General features: G+C 57.5%; 16 protein-coding genes and 3 pseudogenes. 13 read left to right on the top strand and 6 right to left on the bottom strand.

Features of this window, described 5'->3' with window-relative positions; translation table 11 throughout:
• Positions 1-47 precede the first annotated feature (47 nt).
• Positions 48-557, top strand: a complete 510-nt coding sequence (gene tadA, locus SGP1_RS16160) for a tRNA adenosine(34) deaminase TadA (protein WP_011411604.1) — start codon at positions 48-50, stop codon at positions 555-557.
• A 186-nt stretch (positions 558-743) separates the two neighbouring features.
• On the opposite strand, the gene mltF is transcribed toward tadA, so the two are convergent.
• The gene (gene mltF, locus SGP1_RS16155) at positions 744-2,144 is read right to left on the bottom strand and encodes a membrane-bound lytic murein transglycosylase MltF (RefSeq protein ID WP_011411603.1); all 1,401 of its coding nucleotides are present in this window, start codon (positions 2,142-2,144) and stop codon (positions 744-746) included.
• 319 nt (positions 2,145-2,463) lie between these two features.
• Between mltF and purL the strand changes: the two genes are divergently transcribed.
• The 10 genes and pseudogenes from purL to glyA all read left to right on the top strand — a co-directional run bounded on the left by purL (position 2,464) and on the right by glyA (position 12,351).
• Positions 2,464-6,324 carry a phosphoribosylformylglycinamidine synthase gene (gene purL / locus SGP1_RS16150; RefSeq protein WP_424141178.1) on the top strand — a complete coding sequence of 1,287 codons (3,861 nt, stop codon included), beginning with the start codon at positions 2,464-2,466 and terminating at the stop codon, positions 6,322-6,324.
• Positions 6,325-7,018: 694 nt separating this feature from the next.
• A pseudogene (locus tag SGP1_RS27945) lies at positions 7,019-7,294 on the top strand (sensor histidine kinase); the annotation flags it as partial.
• Between the two features lie 131 nt (positions 7,295-7,425).
• Positions 7,426-7,644 carry a hypothetical protein gene (locus tag SGP1_RS34105; RefSeq protein ID WP_243466059.1) on the top strand — a complete coding sequence of 73 codons (219 nt, stop codon included), beginning with the start codon at positions 7,426-7,428 and terminating at the stop codon, positions 7,642-7,644.
• Positions 7,590-7,841: an IS110 family transposase gene (locus tag SGP1_RS34100; protein ID WP_243466058.1), complete on the top strand. Its 252-nt coding sequence runs from the start codon at positions 7,590-7,592 to the stop codon at positions 7,839-7,841. Before SGP1_RS34105 ends, SGP1_RS34100 begins: the two co-directional genes overlap by 55 nt.
• Before the next feature lie 12 nt (positions 7,842-7,853).
• Positions 7,854-8,387: a transposase gene (locus SGP1_RS34095; protein ID WP_243466065.1), complete on the top strand. Its 534-nt coding sequence runs from the start codon at positions 7,854-7,856 to the stop codon at positions 8,385-8,387.
• Between the two features lie 74 nt (positions 8,388-8,461).
• Complete coding sequence (locus SGP1_RS24660; RefSeq protein ID WP_050747758.1) at positions 8,462-9,082, top strand: hypothetical protein; 621 nt, start codon at positions 8,462-8,464, stop codon at positions 9,080-9,082.
• Positions 9,083-9,157: 75 nt separating this feature from the next.
• Positions 9,158-10,421: pseudogene (locus SGP1_RS16135) on the top strand (sigma 54-interacting transcriptional regulator).
• Between the two features lie 50 nt (positions 10,422-10,471).
• Complete coding sequence (gene glnB / locus SGP1_RS16130; protein ID WP_011411600.1) at positions 10,472-10,810, top strand: nitrogen regulatory protein P-II; 339 nt, start codon at positions 10,472-10,474, stop codon at positions 10,808-10,810.
• A 72-nt stretch (positions 10,811-10,882) separates the two neighbouring features.
• Positions 10,883-11,077 (top strand): hypothetical protein, encoded by a 195-nt coding sequence (locus SGP1_RS16125; protein ID WP_041867109.1) that lies wholly within the window; start codon positions 10,883-10,885, stop codon positions 11,075-11,077.
• 20 nt (positions 11,078-11,097) lie between these two features.
• Positions 11,098-12,351 carry a serine hydroxymethyltransferase gene (gene glyA / locus SGP1_RS16120; RefSeq protein WP_011411599.1) on the top strand — a complete coding sequence of 418 codons (1,254 nt, stop codon included), beginning with the start codon at positions 11,098-11,100 and terminating at the stop codon, positions 12,349-12,351.
• Positions 12,352-12,472: 121 nt separating this feature from the next.
• Here glyA and SGP1_RS24655 read toward each other — a convergent pair whose 3' ends face one another.
• The 3 genes from SGP1_RS24655 to SGP1_RS30040 are packed head-to-tail and all read right to left on the bottom strand — an operon-like array spanning position 12,473 to position 13,381.
• A complete protein-coding gene (locus tag SGP1_RS24655) occupies positions 12,473-12,766 on the bottom strand; it encodes a hypothetical protein (RefSeq protein WP_050747757.1) in 294 nt (97 codons plus the stop codon).
• A gap of 19 nt (positions 12,767-12,785) precedes the next feature.
• Positions 12,786-13,193: a PRD domain-containing protein gene (locus SGP1_RS24650; RefSeq protein ID WP_050747756.1), complete on the bottom strand. Its 408-nt coding sequence runs from the start codon at positions 13,191-13,193 to the stop codon at positions 12,786-12,788.
• Positions 13,109-13,381, bottom strand: a complete 273-nt coding sequence (locus SGP1_RS30040; RefSeq protein WP_148203547.1) for a hypothetical protein — start codon at positions 13,379-13,381, stop codon at positions 13,109-13,111. Before SGP1_RS30040 ends, SGP1_RS24650 begins: the two co-directional genes overlap by 85 nt.
• Positions 13,382-13,944: 563 nt before the next feature.
• Here SGP1_RS30040 and SGP1_RS16110 point away from each other — a divergent pair.
• On the top strand, positions 13,945-14,973 hold the full coding sequence (locus tag SGP1_RS16110; protein ID WP_011411598.1) for a nickel/cobalt transporter: 1,029 nt from the start codon (positions 13,945-13,947) through the stop codon (positions 14,971-14,973).
• Here SGP1_RS16110 and SGP1_RS16105 read toward each other — a convergent pair.
• Both SGP1_RS16105 and suhB read right to left on the bottom strand, forming a co-directional pair.
• Positions 14,924-15,716, bottom strand: a pseudogene (locus tag SGP1_RS16105) (SDR family NAD(P)-dependent oxidoreductase). The gene SGP1_RS16110 and the pseudogene SGP1_RS16105 sit on opposite strands and share 50 nt — an antisense overlap.
• 237 nt (positions 15,717-15,953) lie before the next feature.
• On the bottom strand, positions 15,954-16,757 hold the full coding sequence (gene suhB / locus SGP1_RS16100; protein WP_011411596.1) for an inositol-1-monophosphatase: 804 nt from the start codon (positions 16,755-16,757) through the stop codon (positions 15,954-15,956).
• Positions 16,758-16,879: 122 nt separating this feature from the next.
• On the opposite strand from suhB, the gene trmJ reads away from it, so the two are divergent.
• Complete coding sequence (gene trmJ, locus SGP1_RS16095) at positions 16,880-17,647, top strand: tRNA (cytosine(32)/uridine(32)-2'-O)-methyltransferase TrmJ (protein ID WP_011411595.1); 768 nt, start codon at positions 16,880-16,882, stop codon at positions 17,645-17,647.
• Positions 17,648-17,674 lie beyond the last annotated feature (27 nt).

Here is a 17,674-nt window from a genome sequence, read left to right as displayed (position 1 = left end):
ACCCGGGCCGGTATAATCCGCGGCGGTTATCAGCGGAGAGGGCGGTCATGAGCGAGCGCTGCAGCGATGAAGTTTGGATGCGTCACGCCCTGATGTTGGCCGGGCGCGCTGAAGCCGAAGGCGAGGTGCCGGTCGGTGCGGTCCTGGTGCTAAATGGCGCGATTATCGGCGAAGGCTGGAACCGTTCCATCGGCCATCACGATCCCACCGCCCATGCCGAAATCATGGCGCTGCGCCAGGGGGGGCAGCAGGCGGGTAATTATCGTTTGCTGAAGGCGACCTTGTACGTGACCCTGGAACCGTGCGTGATGTGCGCGGGTGCGATGATCCACGCCCGTATCGGCCGCCTGGTGTTCGGCGCGCGGGACGAGAAAACCGGCGCAGCGGGATCTCTCATGGATGTACTCGGTCATCCGGGTATGAATCATCGGATTGAGCTTACCGGCGATATGTTGGCGCAGGCGTGTGCCGCCCAGCTCAGCGATTTTTTCCGCCGCCGCCGGGCGCAGCAAAAAGCGCAGCGGCAGGCGCTGAAACTGCCAGATGGCCCCTGTTAACGGCGTTAAACGATCCAAGCCGGACGAACCCCAGTAATGGCGCAGCAGCGCCGCCGCTCGTAACGGAATCGGTTTTGCTCGGTGGCGTCCGTAGCGCCGTCAGGGGGCCACGACAGTGCTGGCCGGCGCCAGCGCGCGCAGATCTTCCGTTGTTACGACCGGGTAGGCGTTGACGGGATCGGCATTCTAGTCCGCAAGCTGGGCCGCCTTTTTCTCTTTTTCCTGCAGGTAGCCTACCAGGCTGATTTCATAGCGGCGGATGTTTTCCACGTAATTATACGCCTGCTGGCCGCGGGCATAACCGTAAAGGGTTTGCTTGTAGTAGCGCGGCTGGCTCAGCATCGGCAATCGCAGCTTCACATCGACCCAGCTGTCGGCATTGCCCTGCTGCTTTGCCGTCAAGGCGCGTGCGTCCAGCATATGGGCATAGCCCATATTATAAGCCGCTAGGGCAAACCAGATCTTTTCATCCTCGGGGATGGTGTCCGGCAAACGCTGCATCATACGCGACAGATAAAGGGCGCCTCCGCGCACGCTTTGTTCCGCATTGGTTCTGTCACCGATTCCCAGACTATCGGCGGTGGGACGGGTAAGCATCATCAGCCCGCGTACCCCCGTGGCCGAAGTGGCCAGCGGATCCCAATGGGATTCCTGATAGGAAATGGCCGCCAGTAACTTCCAGTCGATATCGTGGGCATACCGTTCAAACAGCGGCTGCAGCGCCGGCAAGGTGGCATCGATAGCGTTAAGGAAAGTTTTGGTATCGACATAATCAAACCCGCCAACGTGACCGAGATATTTTTCCTCCAGCCGCGCCATGATGCCGTTGTCGTTCAATTGGCTGAAGAAATCCAGCAGCGCGGCCGATAGCCCCTCGCTATCGCTACGCCGGAGATACCAGGTGACCGGCTTTTCCTCGGTAATGTCAAATGCCACCGCCAACTGCGGATGTACACGCTGCAGCAGCCCGACGCTGGCCGAGTCGGCCAGCGTATAGTCCAGCTTGCCATCGGCGACTTTTTCCAGCAGCGACCGGCTGCTGAGATCGGAGGATACCTCCCAGGCGAGCTGCGGATACTGCTTCTTTTTCAACTGCCGAAGTTGGGTGATTTGCGCCGAACCTGACGCCACCGCAAGCCGCCCGCGCAAATCGCCCAGATTTTTCGGCCGCGGCTGGCCCAGGCGATACACCAGCTGCTGCGAAACCGAGTAATAGGAGGGACCGACAGTGAATCGGTTCAATCGCTCGGCATTGTAAATCAGGCTGGCCGCCAGGATATCGGCGTTGTCATTTTCCAGATCGTCAAACAGCTGATTCAGGTTGCTGCGCACGCGTACCTTGAGGGTAACGCCAAGGTAATCGGCAAAGCGTTGCGCCAGGTCGTAATCAAAGCCCGACGGTTGATTATTGACGCTATAATAGCTCAGCGGCGCGTCAAGGGTGCTGATACGAAGTTCGCCGCGCGCTTTAATGGCCGCCAGGTTATCCTGATGGGCGTTTCGCCAAGGGACGGTAGTCCAGAGGGACCAGGTGAGCAAAATGGCGATAAGGCCGATGATAAAATAATTTAATTTAAATCGCTTCAAAGCGTTATCTCGTGCCGGAGGCAGGCCTCGCTGTCGTTAACGGCAACATTATTATGGTTTTTTCTCCTAACAGGAGGGCATTTTGCGCAAAAAATCACCAACGTGCAACAAGATTGATGCATGTCCGCGCCCGGGCGAGGGGAAATAAAGGATGAAAGAATAACTGCGTAAACGGTTTCGTCCGCAGCCGGGATTCTCTATAATGACGCGCGTTTTCCCCTGTTGTTGCGCCCCATGAATGGTCGAGCCACACACCTGCGGCCAACGGTTCAAAGACGAGAGATCTGTTACTATGGAAATATTGCGTGGTTCGCCCGCCCTGTCCGCATTTCGCATTAATAAGCTGCTGGTTCGCTGCCGGGACGCCCGACTGGCGGTCGACGATATCTATGCCGAATACATCCACTTCGCCGATGTCAGCGCCGCGCTTGACGAGGATGCGTTAAGCCGGCTGCAGCGGCTGTTGAAATACGGTCCCTCTCTCGCTGAACATCAGCCGCAAGGGCGGCTGCTGCTGGTCACACCCCGGCCCGGTACGCGCTCTCCCTGGTCGTCAAAGGCGACCGATATTGCCCACAACTGCGGACTGCCGCAGATAAAACGTCTGGAACGCGGTCTGGCCTATTATATTCAGGCGCCTCAATTAAGTGAGCCGCAGTGGGGGTACCTCGCCGCCCTGTTGCACGACAGGATGATGGAAACGGTATTCACCCGCCTGGAGGAGGCAGCGGCGCTCTTTGCCCAGCACGCGCCGGCGCCGGTAACGCTGGTGGACGTTTTGGGCGAGGGGCGCGGCGCGCTGGAGGCGGCAAATCTGGCGCTGGGTCTGGCGCTGGCGCAGGACGAAATCGACTATTTGTTCGCGGCGTTCACCCGCTTGGGGCGTAACCCCAGCGATGTCGAGCTGTATATGTTCGCTCAGGCCAACTCCGAGCATTGCAGGCATAAAATTTTCAACGCCGATTGGGTGATCGACGGCCAGCCGCAGGCCAAGTCACTGTTCAAAATGATTAAAAACACCTTCGAGCAGACCCCCGAATATGTGTTGTCGGCCTACAAGGACAATGCCTCGGTGATGGAGGGATCGGCGGTAGGGCGTTTCTTCCCCGACGCGCAGGCGGGGCGCTATGACTATCATCAGGAAGCGACGCATATCTTGATGAAGGTCGAAACCCATAACCATCCGACCGCCATCTCGCCCTGGCCCGGCGCGGCCACCGGTTCCGGCGGTGAAATCCGCGATGAAGGCGCCACCGGTCGCGGCGCCAAGCCGAAAGCCGGTCTGGTCGGGTTCTCGGTTTCCAATTTACGTATTCCCGGTTTTGAACAGCCCTGGGAAGAAGACTTCGGCCGCCCCGAGCGTATTGTCAGCGCACTGGATATCATGACTGACGGCCCCCTGGGAGGCGCGGCGTTCAATAACGAATTCGGCCGTCCGGCGCTGACCGGCTATTTCCGCACCTATGAAGAGCGCGTGGACAGCCATAACGGTGTGGAGCTGCGCGGTTACCATAAGCCCGTCATGCTGGCCGGCGGCATTGGCAATATTCGCGCGTCGCACGTGCAAAAAGGTGAAATCAGCGTGGGCGCCAAGCTTATCGTTTTGGGCGGTCCGGCGATGAATATCGGCCTTGGCGGCGGCGCGGCCTCGTCTATGGCTTCCGGTCAGTCCGATGCCGATTTGGATTTCGCCTCGGTGCAGCGCGACAATCCTGAAATGGAACGCCGCTGTCAGGAAGTCATCGACCGCTGCTGGCAACGGGGGGAAGAAAACCCGATTCTGTTTATCCATGACGTGGGCGCCGGCGGTCTGTCAAACGCCATGCCGGAGTTGGTCAGCGACGGCGGACGCGGCGGGCGTTTTCAGTTGCGCGAGATCCCCAACGACGAGCCGGGCATGAGCCCGCTGGAAGTCTGGTGTAATGAATCACAGGAGCGCTACGTTATGGCTGTCGCCCCTGAGCGGCTGGCGGAATTTGACGCCATTTGCCGCCGTGAGTGCGCGCCCTATGCGGTGATAGGCGAGGCGACCGACGCGTTGCATCTCAGCCTGGACGACGCGCATTACGACAACCGGCCGATAGATTTGCCGCTGGATGTCTTGCTCGGCAAGACGCCGAAGATGCAGCGGGAAGCCGTCAGCCTGCAGGCCGCCGGCTTCCCGCTGAACCGCGATGGCATCAAGCTTGCCGAGGCGATTAACCGCGTGTTGCATTTGCCGGCGGTGGCGGAAAAAACCTTCCTTATCACCATTGGGGATCGTAGCGTGACCGGGATGGTCGCGCGCGATCAAATGGTCGGCCCGTGGCAGGTGCCGGTGGCGGATTGCGCCGTGACCACCGCCAGCCTGGACAGTTATTACGGCGAAGCGATGTCGCTGGGTGAGCGGGCGCCGGTTGCGCTGCTGAATTTTGCCGCCTCCGCCCGTCTGGCGGTAGGCGAGGCGCTGACTAACCTGGCCGCTACGCATATCGGTGATATCAAGCGGGTGAAACTCTCCGCCAACTGGATGGCCGCCGCGGGTCATCCCGGTGAAGATGCCGGCCTGTATCAGGCGGTGAAAGCGGTGGGCGAGGAGCTCTGTCCGGCGCTGGGGCTCACCATCCCGGTGGGTAAAGATTCCATGTCGATGAAAACCCGCTGGCAGCACGGGGCCGAATCACGGGAAATGACGGCGCCGCTGTCGCTAGTCATCACCGCCTTCGCCCGCGTGGAGGATGTACGCGCTACCGTGACGCCGCAATTGCAGCCGGCGCGCGATAATGTGCTGTTGCTCATCGATCTGGGTGCCGGCCATCATGCGTTGGGCGCCACTGCCCTGGCGCAGGTTTATCGCCAGCTCGGGGATGAAACCTCTGACGTGCGCGACGCCGGTCAGCTGGCCGCCTTTTTCCGCGTCATGCAACAACTGGTGGCGCAAGGGTGGCTTTTGGCCTATCACGACCGCGCCGATGGCGGCTTGTTGGTGACGCTGGCGGAAATGGCGTTTGCCGGCCACTGCGGTATCGATGCCGACATTGGCCCGCTGGGGGATGATGCGCTGGCCGCCCTGTTTAATGAAGAGCTGGGGGCAGTAATCCAGATCGACGAGGCCGATCGCGACGCGATTACGGCGCTTTTCCACCAGGAGGGGCTGGCGGACTGCCTGCACTATCTTGGCACGGCCCAGCCCGGCGACCGTTTTATCCTGCGCGCTGGCGAGCGTTCGCTGTACAGTGAAAGCCGTACCACCCTGAGAACCTGGTGGGCAGAAACCAGTTGGCAGATGCAGCGGCTGCGTGACAATCCCGAAAGCGCCGATCAGGAACACGCCTCCCGTCAGGACGACAACGATCCGGGCCTGACGGTGGCCTTGAGCTTTGATCCTAAGGATGATATCGCTGCGCCGTTTATCGCCAAAGGCGCGCGGCCGAAAGTCGCCGTGCTGCGGGAGCAAGGTGTGAACTCCCATGTGGAGATGGCGGCCGCTTTTCACCGTGCCGGGTTTGAGGCTATCGATGTGCATATGAGCGATCTGTTCACCGGTGTGCAAACCCTTGAGGGTTTCCATACGCTGGTGGCCTGCGGCGGTTTCTCCTACGGCGATGTGTTGGGCGCCGGGGAAGGTTGGGCGAAGTCAGTCTTGTTTAACCTGCGGGTGCGCGATGAGTTCGAGGCTTTTTTCCACCGTCCCCAAACCCTGGCGCTCGGGGTCTGCAATGGATGTCAGATGATGTCCAATTTGCGCGAACTGATCCCTGGCGCGGAGCTGTGGCCCCGTTTCGTGCGCAACAAGTCCGAGCGCTTTGAGGCGCGGTTCAGCCTGGTGGAGGTGACGCAGAGCCAGTCGCTGCTGTTGCAGGGCATGGTCGGTTCCCGTCTGCCTATCGCCGTTTCCCACGGCGAAGGGCGGGTGGAGGTGCGCGACGCGGCGCATCTGGCCGCGATTGAGCATGCGGGCCTGGTGGCCCTGCGCTATGTGGACAACTATGGCAAGGTTACCGAAAACTATCCCGCCAACCCCAACGGCTCACCTAACGGAATCACCGCTGTAACCAACGCCAGTGGACGCGTTACCCTGACCATGCCGCATCCTGAACGGGTTTTCCGCACTGTCAGCCACTCCTGGCACCCTGCGGAGTGGGGCGAGGACGGGCCCTGGATGAGGCTGTTCCGCAACGCGCGCAAGCAACTGGGCTAACGCGCATAGGTTATTCTGCGCCGGCTTATGGTCGGCGCAGAGGCACTGCACAGGGGTTTGCGGCTCTGCCTGTCGTGCAGCCGGTAACGATGTTGGCTTAGGCCTGCGGCTCACGCCGCCGCAGACGAAGCTGACGCGGCGCGAAAGTGAGCGGGGATGATAGGCGCGCGCCAGGTGTCGCTTTTTCCACGCGAGCGGCTAACAAACTGTCGCCGATAAGAGACATTTATCTCTCTGATTTTTGATGCTTTATAGCAGAACATAATTTTATGTCTCCCGTAGGAGACATTTTCATTTGCTTCGCCATAGGAGGCCGCCCTTAGACTGGACAAAAAGGAATTAAAAATACTTATTAATCATATGGATGTCCGTAATATTGGCGATTTGGCACGGTTTCTGCTATATCTAAATCAGTCGCTCATTCACCTTGATATGACAGCGTCACACGCTAGGCAATACGACCGCTCCATATCTGCCGAATGATGCCAATGTATGGTGCCTACTGTCCAACGTAACCGTTAATCGCTGCCTTGGCGGCGATTAACAATCACAGGGCGACACGTTGAGTGAGGCACCTCCTATTTCACCAAAAAGGTACTTGACCTCCGGCCAAGTGCCTTTTTTGGTCTTCCCCTGCCGGCGACAGTCGGCTAGCATCAAAGCCTGTCCCTAATCCTCTGAGGACGATGACCGTGAACAAGTAGCGTCCGTTTGGATCCGAAGTCGCCTTAGCGGGCAGCATATTGTACTTGAGCTGGCCAATAGCGGAACGCCCATCGCCGAGGCGGATAGCCCGCTGATTTTCAAGCCGTTTTACCAAGGCAGCATTCAGCGTAAAGGCGCGGTAAAAGGCAGCGGATTGGGATTAAGCATCGCCCGGGATTGTATTCGCCGCATGCGTGGCGAACTCGATTTAGTACGGGTAGATTACGCCCCGGTCTGCTTTCGCATTACCCTCCCTCGGGCTTAGAGCCTGTCCAATAGATTCATCCCCCACGACTTATCTCCCGCCTTCAAGACTGGACGGTATCCTGTGCCTGGAGCACGTATCTATAAGGAAGGTCATGGCGGTTTCCTGATTCACCCAGAAGGAGATAGCACGTGCAAATTCTCACCCCTGTCGGCATTGATGTTGCTTCCCAGAAATTTGACGTTGCAGTCTGGAAAGGTAAAGCAGCCTACAAATCCAAAGCCTTTTCTAACACGCCTAAGGGTTTCGATGCGCTGAAAAAATGGCTTGAGCCGTTCGGTGACTGCCTATATGCATGGAAGCAACAGGTGCTTACAGTGAGCTATTGTCTACTTTCCTGGCTGATATAGGTTACGCTGTGAGCGTGGAAAATCCAGCACGCATAAAATCATTCGGCTGCAGTGAACTGAGTCGTAACAAGACAGATAAAGGCGATGCACGCATGATCGCGCGTTATTGTAAGCTGCATGCTCCCGTGTTGTGGCAAGCGTTGCCGCTGAATGAAAGAAAGCTGAAAGCGTTGGTCAACCGGCTAATAAATCTGTAGGAAATGAAGCAGATGGAAGAAAATCGCCTGGAAACAGCCCCCCCGTTAGTACAGGTTTCCATCCGCGCGGTCATCGCTGCGCTGGATACCCAAATAGCAGAGATAAAACAGGCGATGGACAATCATATAGGCAACGATCCAAGTCTTAAGCAAAACAGGGAACTGTTGGAATCGATCCCTGGGATAGCTGGCGTGTTGAGTAGCATGATATTGGGCTATTTTGGTGATATGTCACGGTTCGATAGCAGCAAAGCTGTCGTGGCTTGGGCTGGTCTGAATCCGATGTTGCAGGAGTCTGGGCTGTGGAAAGGTAAAAGTCGGATATCAAAGGTGGGCAACGCCATGATACGTAAAGCCCTGTATATGCCGGCCCTGACGGTAATGTGCTATAACCCAGCAATAATAGCGCTGAAAGAGCGTATGAATGCACGTAATAAATTAGGGAAAGTTGTCGTGTGTGCGGCAATGAAGAAACTATTGCAACAAGCTTACGGAGTGCTGAAATCAGGGCAGGTGTTCGATGCTGGAATATGTCTTGCAAGATAACTGACAAGACGGTATCTAACCGGTGAGAATGGTTAATACATGACTGGAGCAGCACGTTCATCGCGGCAGACCCCGTGCTTTTTCTCGCCGCGCTAATGGCGGTGCTGATGCTGTTACTGCTCTCGTCCTGCCAGCAGTATGGCGGCCTTCACTCGTTGCTCAGCGAGGTCCCGGGGCCTCATACCCATTTGGCGCCGTCAACGCTTGCCAAAGTGTGCGATGACATCTGGCAGGATGATGATGGCAGGGTGAATCAGCCTGATTATTGGTTGAGTCTCATGGAATGTGCTTCACGCATGACGCCGGCGCGTGCAGAAGCGTGGCGACACCAGGATGCAAGCTGGCAGGACAGTTTTCGCCAGAGTATTTTACTGGACGCTGCGGATATCGATGTCGCCGGGCGGCGTCAGGCCTATCATCATCTCTTAGGCTATCGTGATGCTTTCCCGACTGGTATCTATCCGCTGTTTTCCCTTTGGCGCCAGCAGCAGGAAAGCGACAGGCAGATCCGCACGCTCACGGCGCGCGAACAACAACTCAATCAGGCGCTGGCGACCACCACCCGCAAGCTGCAAAATCTTACCGACATTGAGCGACGTCTGTCCTCGCGCAAGTGGCAGAACACGGAGGATGACGGCACGAGCGATAATAACAAACCGGCAGACGCAGGGGGAGGAGGGCTCGCGCGCTGTTGACGGCGATTCGGCGGATGCGTCCCTCGCCCATGTCCTTCCTCCCGCTGCAGTGCCCAAGACGCGAGAAACACGCCCATGACGGCCCGCAGACATGCCCATCTCTTGCTGGTGGATGATGATACCAGCCTGTTGAAACTGCTTGGCATGCGGCTGACTAGTGAAGGGTTCACGGTGACTACTGCGGAGAACGGTCAGGAGGCGCTACGGCTGTTGCAGCGCGGTAAAATCGACCTGGTCATCAGCGACTTGCGTATGGATGAGATGGACGGTATCGCGCTGTTCAAGGCAATACAGCAGCAGCCTGGTTTACCGGTGATCATTCTTACCGCCCATGGCTCGATACCGGACGCGGTGTCCGCCACCCAGGAGGGGGTGTTCAGCTTTCTGACCAAACCGGTGGATCGCGACGCGCTGTATTGCGCCATTGATGGGGCGCTGGCGTTGACCCGTCTCGCCGGCGACGAACGCTGGTGGGATGCCATCGTCACCCGTAGCCCGCTCATGCTGCGTTTGCTGGAGCAGGCGAAGATGGTGGCCCAATCGGATGTCAGTATCCTGATAAGCGGTCAGAGCGGCACCGGCAAAGAGATTCTGGCGAAGGTAATCCACGCCGCCAGCCCGCGCGCCCACGCCCGGGGGGCTTTCACCGGCGTGGTCAGCCAGCGTGAAGGGTTGTTTCAGACCGCCGATGGGGGCACGCTTTTTCTCGATGAGATAGGCGATATGCCGCTGTCATTACAGGTTAAACTGCTACGGGTGTTGCAGGAGCGCAAGGTGCGTCCACTGGGCAGCGACCGCGATTGCGCTATTGATGTACGTATTTTGTCTCCACCGATTGGGATTTGCCCAAGGTGATGGCGGCGGGGGAATTTCGTGAGGATCTGTATTATCGGTTAAATGTCGCCGCTTGAAACTGCCCGCCTTGCATGAGCGGGCGGAGGATATTCCCTTGCTGGCACAACATTTATTGCGCCTGGCCGCGCAGCGCCATAAACCGTTTGTGCGCAGTTTTTTCGCGGATACCATGAAAAGGCTGGCCGCCGCCGGTTGGCCCGGTAATGTACGCAAGCTGGTGAACGTGATAGAACAGTGTGTCGCGTTGACGTCAACGCCGGTTATCAGCGATGCGCTTGTGGCGCAGGTTTTGGCGGACGATACCACGGTGATGCCGACCTTCGCTGAGGCGCGTCATCAATTTTAGCTGCGCTATTTACGCAAGTTATTACAAATAACCCGCGGAAATGTGACGCAAGCCGCACGGATGGCTGGTCGCAACCGTACAGAATTTTATAAACTCTTGTCCCGCTATACGCTGGACCCGAATGAATTTAAACATTAATCGGCCCTCGTTTCCGATGATCGACGGTAATCTGCTAACTAGGTGAAGTAATGAAAAAAATCGATGCCATTATTAAACCCTTCAAATTGGACGACGTGCGCGAAGCGCTGGCGGAAGTCGGCATTACCGGTATGACGGTAACCGAAGTTAAGGGTTTCGGCCGCCAAAAGGGGCACACAGAATTATACCGCGGTGCGGAATATATGGTGGATTTTCTGCCCAAGGTGAAAATCGAACTGGTAGTGCCGGATGATATCGTCGACAGCTGCGTCGATACCATTATGCATACCGCGCAGACCGGCAAGATCGGCGACGGCAAGATTTTTGTCTTCGACGTCGTGCGCGTGGTGCGCATCCGCACCGGCGAGCAGGACGAAGAGGCCATTTGAGGCCGCAGCCTGATACCAGAAGCGAGCGCGGCATAACCCCTACTCTTCGCCCTCGGGTAAACGGCAGTTTCTGTGAGCGATATGGATTACGTCCTCGCGGGTGCGCCGCATGAAATTTTCCTCTGGCGCGATGAAAATATTTCGTCATGCGGCGTTAGCAAGGGAATCGTTTGCGTAAAAAGCGGCGCTGGCCCTATCGGAAGCCAGGCAAAAAAGATTACACTGACGGCCGGTCATTCCTCTATTTTAATCGCCGTAGTCAGTTAGCTGAGAGTCAGGAGAAACAGATGTTAAAGCGTGATATGAACATTGCGGATTATGATGCCGAATTGTGGCATGCAATGGAGCAGGAAGTAGTGCGCCAGGAAGAGCACATTGAACTGATTGCATCTGAAAACTACACCAGTCCGCGCGTTATGCAGGCGCAGGGCTCACAGCTGACCAATAAGTACGCTGAAGGCTACCCCGGCAAGCGCTACTACGGCGGATGCGAATATGTCGATGTGGTAGAGCAACTGGCCATCGATCGTGCCAAAGCCCTGTTCGGCGCCGATTATGCCAACGTGCAGCCTCACTCGGGCTCTCAGGCCAACTTCGCCGTTTATACCACGTTGCTGCAGCCGGGCGATACGGTGCTGGGTATGAACCTGGCACACGGCGGCCATTTGACTCACGGCTCGCCGGTCAACTTCTCCGGCAAGCTGTATAATATCGTACCTTACGGCATCGATGAGAGCGGTCATATCGATTATGACCAATTGGCCGAGCTGGCGAAAACTCATCAGCCGAAAATGATCATCGGTGGCTTCTCCGCCTACTCCGGGGTGGTTGACTGGGCCAGAATGCGGCAGATTGCCGATAGCATCGGCGCCTATTTGTTTGTAGATATGGCACACGTGGCGGGTCTTATTGCCGCCGGCGTGTATCCGAACCCGGTGCCCCACGCCCACGTTGTGACTACAACCACCCACAAAACTCTGGCCGGTCCGCGTGGTGGTTTGATCCTGGCCAAGGGCGGTAGCGAAGAGCTGTATAAAAAGCTGAATTCTGCCGTATTCCCCGGCGCGCAAGGTGGCCCGTTGATGCATGTGATTGCCGCCAAGGCAGTTGCGCTGAAAGAGGCGATGGAGCCGGCGTTTAAAACCTACCAGCAGCAGGTGGCCAAAAACGCTAAAGCCATGGTAGAGGTTTTCTTGTCACGCGGTTTCAACGTTGTCTCCGGCGCTACGGATAATCACCTGTTCCTGCTGGATCTGGTGGATAAGAATCTGACCGGCAAAGAAGCGGATGCGGCCTTGGGCCGTGCCAATATTACCGTTAATAAAAACAGCGTGCCCAATGATCCGAAAAGCCCGTTCGTCACCTCCGGGATGCGTATCGGTACGCCGGCGGTGACGCGTCGCGGTTTTACCGAGGCCGACGTGCGCGATTTGGCGGGTTGGATGTGTGACGTGTTGGAAAATATCCATGACGACGCCGTAATCGAGCGCACTAAGAATAAAGTGCTGGATATCTGCGACCGCCATCCTGTTTACGCGTGATGATAAGGCGGGGCCGGTTTTTTTTGCCCTGGCGGAACCGAAGACTGCGTCGCTTTTGACGGCGGCTGGGGTATCTCATGTCAATCGGCGCGGTGCCGGGCCGGCCGGGAGGCGGCCGAGTTCAGGATTCAAGCAAATCGCGGATCCGCTGACGTTGTGCCTGCGGTAGCGGCATGCGCACCTGCAACAGCGGCGGTGAATACAGGGGGAGCTGCACCTGAAAAGGAGTAATCACCAGCACGGTATTTTTGGGAGCGCCGCGGGCCTGAAATTCGCTCACCGACTGAAATTTGATATTCAGCGGCAACAGCGTCAGTTCCCGGATTTGCAGCTCCAGTTTGCGCTCCTGCTCTCCCCCGATTGACTTAAAATTACCACCTGCTTTTCCTGCAAATCCGTCTCCTGCATAAGCCAAGCGCCGAAAATGACCGCAATCAACCCCATCTCTTCCCGGCTGAAACGAATACGGTACTCAGCGGTATCATCGCCACGCGGGTGGCGCGCAGCATGCTCGGATATTTCTCTTCAACCTCGCTTTGCAGGCTGCTGTCGATACCCATATGGGAATGGCGGCGTTCCAGCGCGGTGCTCAGATGGAAAAACAGCTGTTCCGCCAGCGCGTCCTCCTGGGAAAAGGTTTTGCCGGAAAGCTGGGCGAAACGTCGGATAAGCTGATCGACCGCCTGACTCAGCCGCCTATCGTCGGCACAGTCCGGATCGGCAGAGTGGGGATGCCGCAGTAGACTAATAAGCAGCGTTAGCCCGAACAGTTCGCGGCCGGCAGGGGCCAGTCGTGAAAGGCTTCCCGTACCGCCGGGTACACCTGCTTCTGGATAAGCCATTGCCGCTGGTGCTGATTAAAGATCGGTAGTTGCCGCCGATGGCATTGCAACTGCAGGTAACGCAGCCAGAGGGAGAGGAACTGGCGGTTGCTTTCGGCGCGCTTATCGGGCAGTAATGGCAAAAAGCGCTCCAAGGCTTCCACCAATTGCGCTGGCGGGATTTGCAGCGCGGGTGCAGGTCGTGCCACTGGTGCGTTAGTGCCGCGGTAAAACCGCGCTCGACGCGATCCGGGCAGAGGCGCAGCGCCCGACGCAGGCCATTGAATAGACACAACCGATGATTGAGAACGTTGCCCTCAATACGGTATGACCCCTCCCGGCAGATTAGGGCAAGCCGGTATAGGGTGCCTATTTCGGCGTCAAGCTGCGCGAGATCGCTTTGAACGGTATCGGGATCGGTCCCGCACCGATGTGCCAGTGAGCAAGACTCCATCGCCGAGTATAAAAGCAGCAACAGATGGCTACGCCGGCCGGAAGCGGACAGCGCGGGCGCCTGTGAAGTGGGCGGACTCATGGGTCATATACCCTTTTGGCTATCGTAACAGCCTTAATCATAGTCAACCGCTATCTCCCCACTGGCGGTGCGCAAAATTTGTTTCATAGCTTTTAGCCGTGTCACATTTTTCCCGCCGCTGCCGAACAGACCGTTAATCCTGTCGCTAATGGAAAAGGGGGGATGGATCGTCGCCTAAGTTATGTTATTTTATAATATCATCGAGCTACGGGCGTCCGGCGCCTGTCGGGAGACGCTATGACAAAGATTAACGATAACGTCCTGCGGCCGGGGGAGCCCCGTCCATACCGCCTCTGGCTGAACTTGTGGCCGCTAGGGGCATTTGTAGCGGCGCTGGCGAGCCATTGGATCTGGCTGCGCTGGTCGCAAATCCTGTTGCAGATGGTCCACTGGCAAAAGCAGCTGCACCAACACATGGTCGTGCTGTTGCAAGAGGTGCAGGCTAAGCCAGAGTACTATGGCGCCACTCTGCTGTTGTTCAGCTTCGTATACGGCATCCTGCACGCAGTCGGACCCGGCCACGGCAAAGTGGTCATAATCACCTATCTCGCTACCCACCGTTCACGACTGCGTCAGAGCTTGCTGATGACGCTGGCCGCGGCGCTGTTGCAGGGCACGATGGCAGTCATGCTGGTCACGGTGACGCTGAATCTGCTGCGTCTGTCTTCATGCACGCTGCACCTTGGCCAATTCTGGCTGGAAAAGGCTAGTTTTGTGCTGGTGGTGGGATTGGGCGTCTGGCTGTGCTGGCGTGCGCTCAGGCGCCTGTTACATCTCCTGCATACGGCCGCGACGTTTGAGGGAAGGGCGCTGGTGTTCCGGGCGATATCGCCGGCGAGTCACCACCACCATGTAGACTGTGGCTGCGGTCATCGTCATTTACCGCGGGATGAGGAGCTGCAGGCGGCCGACGGCTGGTACAATCGCGCCGCCGTGGTCGTCGCTATGGGCTTGCGCCCTTGCTCCGGCGCGGTCTTGGTGTTGCTGTTCGCCAAAGTGATCGGCGTCTATACCTGGGGCGTGTTGTCCGCGCTGATGATGGCTGTGGGCACGGCGCTGACGCTTTTGACGCTGGCGCTGCTGGTGTTTTTTGGCCGGACTGTTGCTGAACGACTGATTAAACCGCGCGCCCCGGCGCTTTGGCGCGATGTGGTATGGGCAACGCTGGCGCTCGCCGGCGGGGTCGTGCTGGTAGGCGCCGGCGCGCTGCTGTATTTCAGTGAAGTGCCGGAAATGGTAAGCGGCATCCGCCCATTTGGCGTCTAATCACACCACCGCCGCCATCGACAAACAGCAAGTGGCCATTGACAAAATCCGCAGCGGGGGAGGCGAGGAGAACACCGCCGCGCCCATCAGTTCCTGAGGATCGCCCCAGCGCCCGGCGTGCGTGCGCTGATAAAGCTACCGATTGATAGTGTGGTGGTCATTTCGGTTTTGAAATAACCTAGCGCGATACCGTTGACCTGGATATTGTAAGGCGCCAGTTCGGCGCACATCCCGCGGGTCAGCATTTTGACCGCTCCTTTAGCGGCGGCGTAAGGTGTGATGTTCGGCCGGGCCAGCTCGCTTTGCATTGAGCCGATATTAATGATTTTGCCCCGCCGGCGCGTCACCATCCGTTTTGCAACCTGTTGCGAAGTCAGAAATACCTCCTTCTGATTCACATTGATAATCTCATCCCAGTCGGCTTCAGGAAAGGTGAGCAGCGGATGTCGACGCTGAATGCCCGCGTTATTGATCAGAATGTCAATCGGGCCCTGTTGCTGTTCCAATTGTTCGATCGTGCGGCTGACCTTGGCACCCTGGGTAATGTCAAAGCTCACGCCCTGCTCATCCAGGCCCTCGGCGCGCAGCTGTTCTGCCGCCCGCTCGGCATTCTCTGTGGTCGTCGCACTGACGATAATGCCTGCGCCATGACGGCCGAGACCGCCGGCCAGCAGATAACCTATCCCCTGGGAGCCTCCGGTGATGAGCGCACGTTTCCCCGTTAAATCAAACAGATTTTGCATAATATCCGCTTTGCTGATGAGTCTGTGAGATGAGGAAAGGTTTGCCGCGGCTGTTTTCCCCCTACTCCCTTCTCTACCACGAATTGTCCGGCATGGGAATAATTCTGCTGGCATAGGAACGGCAGAGTCAGTGAAAGAAACAGTGGCGCCGGGGCGTGGCGACAAAAAAGTGGCTCGGAAGGCGTCGGGAAAGCCCGCTACGTCAGGGCCGGCGGTGATGCCGGCCTTGACTAACGCTTAGCGCTTCAGCGCCTCGCTCAATTCGTCGCGTAGGGTTGAAAGCATCGCTTTCACCACACGGGGATTGCCGGCCACGATATTGCCGGAGAGCAAGTGATTGTGGCCACCGGTGAAATCGGTGACCAGACCGCCCGCTTCACGCACCAGCAGTTCGCCGCCGGCGAAGTCCCAGGGCTTCAGACCGATCTCAAAAAATCCGTCCACGCGGCCGGCGGCCACATAGGCTAAATCCAGCGCGGCTGAACCGGTACGGCGGAAATCCGCGCATTGAATGAACAGTTTACTTACCAGGGCGATATAGCTGTTGGAATGCTGTTTCTGTTTAAACGGAAAACCGGTAGCCAGAATAGTACCGTCCAGATCCCGTCCGGTACCGCCGCGCAGACGATAGCCGTTCAACTGGGCACCTTGACCGCGGGATGCAGTAAACAGCTCATTGCACATAGGATCATAGACCACGGCAACTTCCGTGCGGCCTTTGATGCGTACGGCGATGGAAACGGCAAAATGAGGGAAACGCTTGATGAAATTGGTTGTGCCATCCAGTGGGTCGATAATCCATTGTACGTCGTTGTCTTCGCCGGCCAACTCGCCGCTCTCTTTGCCGATAATGGCGTGTTGCGGGTAGGACTTGCGGATAACTTCAACAATCAAACGTTCTGCTTCGCGATCAACGTTTGTGACAAAGTCGTTGGTGCCTTTCTGACTGGCTTCGACGGCATCAGGGGTTTCATAATGTTTGGCAATAAAATTACCCGCCTTTCGCGCAGCGCGAATGGCGATGTTGAGCATCGGATGCATGGATATCGTGTCCACTAGAATGTTAAAGAACTAAAACAGCGCGGAGGAGTATAGCAGAGCGTCAGCGAAAAACCTACGGCTATGCTACGATATTGCCCACATTTCCTCTGACTTGTAAGACTATGCTGCACAATATCCGCATCGTTTTGGTTGAAACTTCTCATACCGGCAATATCGGCTCCACCGCTCGTGCGATGAAAACCATGGGGTTAAGTAATCTGTATCTGGTCAATCCCCTGCACAAGCCAGATGCGCAGGCTATTGCCTTATCTGCTGGCGCCAGCGATATTATTGGCAATGCCTCCGTGGTTGATAATCTTGATCAGGCGCTGGCCGGGTGTAGCCTGGTGGTGGGCACCAGCGCCCGCTCGCGGACGCTTCCCTGGCCGATGCTGGAGCCGCGGGAATGCGGCGTGAAAAGCATCCAGGAGGCGGCGCAGGCCCCGGTGGCGCTTCTGTTCGGCCGGGAGCGAGTCGGCCTGACCAATGATGAGTTGCAAAAATGCCATTTCCACGTCCAGATCCCGGCTAATCACGAGTACAGTTCGCTTAATTTGGCGATGGCGGTGCAAATTCTGGCCTATGAAGTCCGTGTCGCCTGGCTTGATAGTCAACGTCAGGACGCGACGGTGCAAGAGGCTTCGGTCTATCCTGTGGCGGAAGATCTTGAGCGTTTCTATCAGCATCTGGAGCAGGTGCTAAGCGGTACTGGTTTCATTCGCCGTGCCCATCCGGGGCTGGTGATGAACAAGCTGCGCCGGTTGTTTAATCGTGCGCGGCCGGAAAGCCAGGAATTGAATATCCTGCGCGGCATGCTGACCTCCATTGAGCACACGCAAAAGCCGGAAACGCCAGCGCCGGATACCGGCCACGGCCGCCCGCAAGCGTGATGCCCTCCTACCGCCGGAAGTGCCCGT

This window comes from Sodalis glossinidius str. 'morsitans', from assembly GCF_000010085.1.
Lineage (GTDB): Bacteria > Pseudomonadota > Gammaproteobacteria > Enterobacterales > Enterobacteriaceae > Sodalis > Sodalis glossinidius.
This window is presented reverse-complemented; position numbering and strand designations above follow the sequence as displayed.

Bases quoted from the DNA above. Each gene is read 5' to 3' on its own strand.
- SGP1_RS16110 (WP_011411598.1), top strand. From the start codon at position 13,945: ATGACAAAGATTAACGATAACGTCCTGCGGCCGGGGGAGCCCCGTCCA.
- glnB (WP_011411600.1), top strand. From the start codon at position 10,472: ATGAAAAAAATCGATGCCATTATTAAACCCTTCAAATTGGACGACGTG.
- tadA (WP_011411604.1), top strand. From the start codon at position 48: ATGAGCGAGCGCTGCAGCGATGAAGTTTGGATGCGTCACGCCCTGATG.
- SGP1_RS34095 (WP_243466065.1), top strand. From the start codon at position 7,854: ATGGAAGAAAATCGCCTGGAAACAGCCCCCCCGTTAGTACAGGTTTCC.
- trmJ (WP_011411595.1), top strand. From the start codon at position 16,880: ATGCTGCACAATATCCGCATCGTTTTGGTTGAAACTTCTCATACCGGC.
- SGP1_RS34100 (WP_243466058.1), top strand. From the start codon at position 7,590: ATGGAAGCAACAGGTGCTTACAGTGAGCTATTGTCTACTTTCCTGGCT.
- glyA (WP_011411599.1), top strand. From the start codon at position 11,098: ATGTTAAAGCGTGATATGAACATTGCGGATTATGATGCCGAATTGTGG.
- SGP1_RS24650 (WP_050747756.1), bottom strand. From the start codon at position 13,193: ATGGCTTATCCAGAAGCAGGTGTACCCGGCGGTACGGGAAGCCTTTCA.
- suhB (WP_011411596.1), bottom strand. From the start codon at position 16,757: ATGCATCCGATGCTCAACATCGCCATTCGCGCTGCGCGAAAGGCGGGT.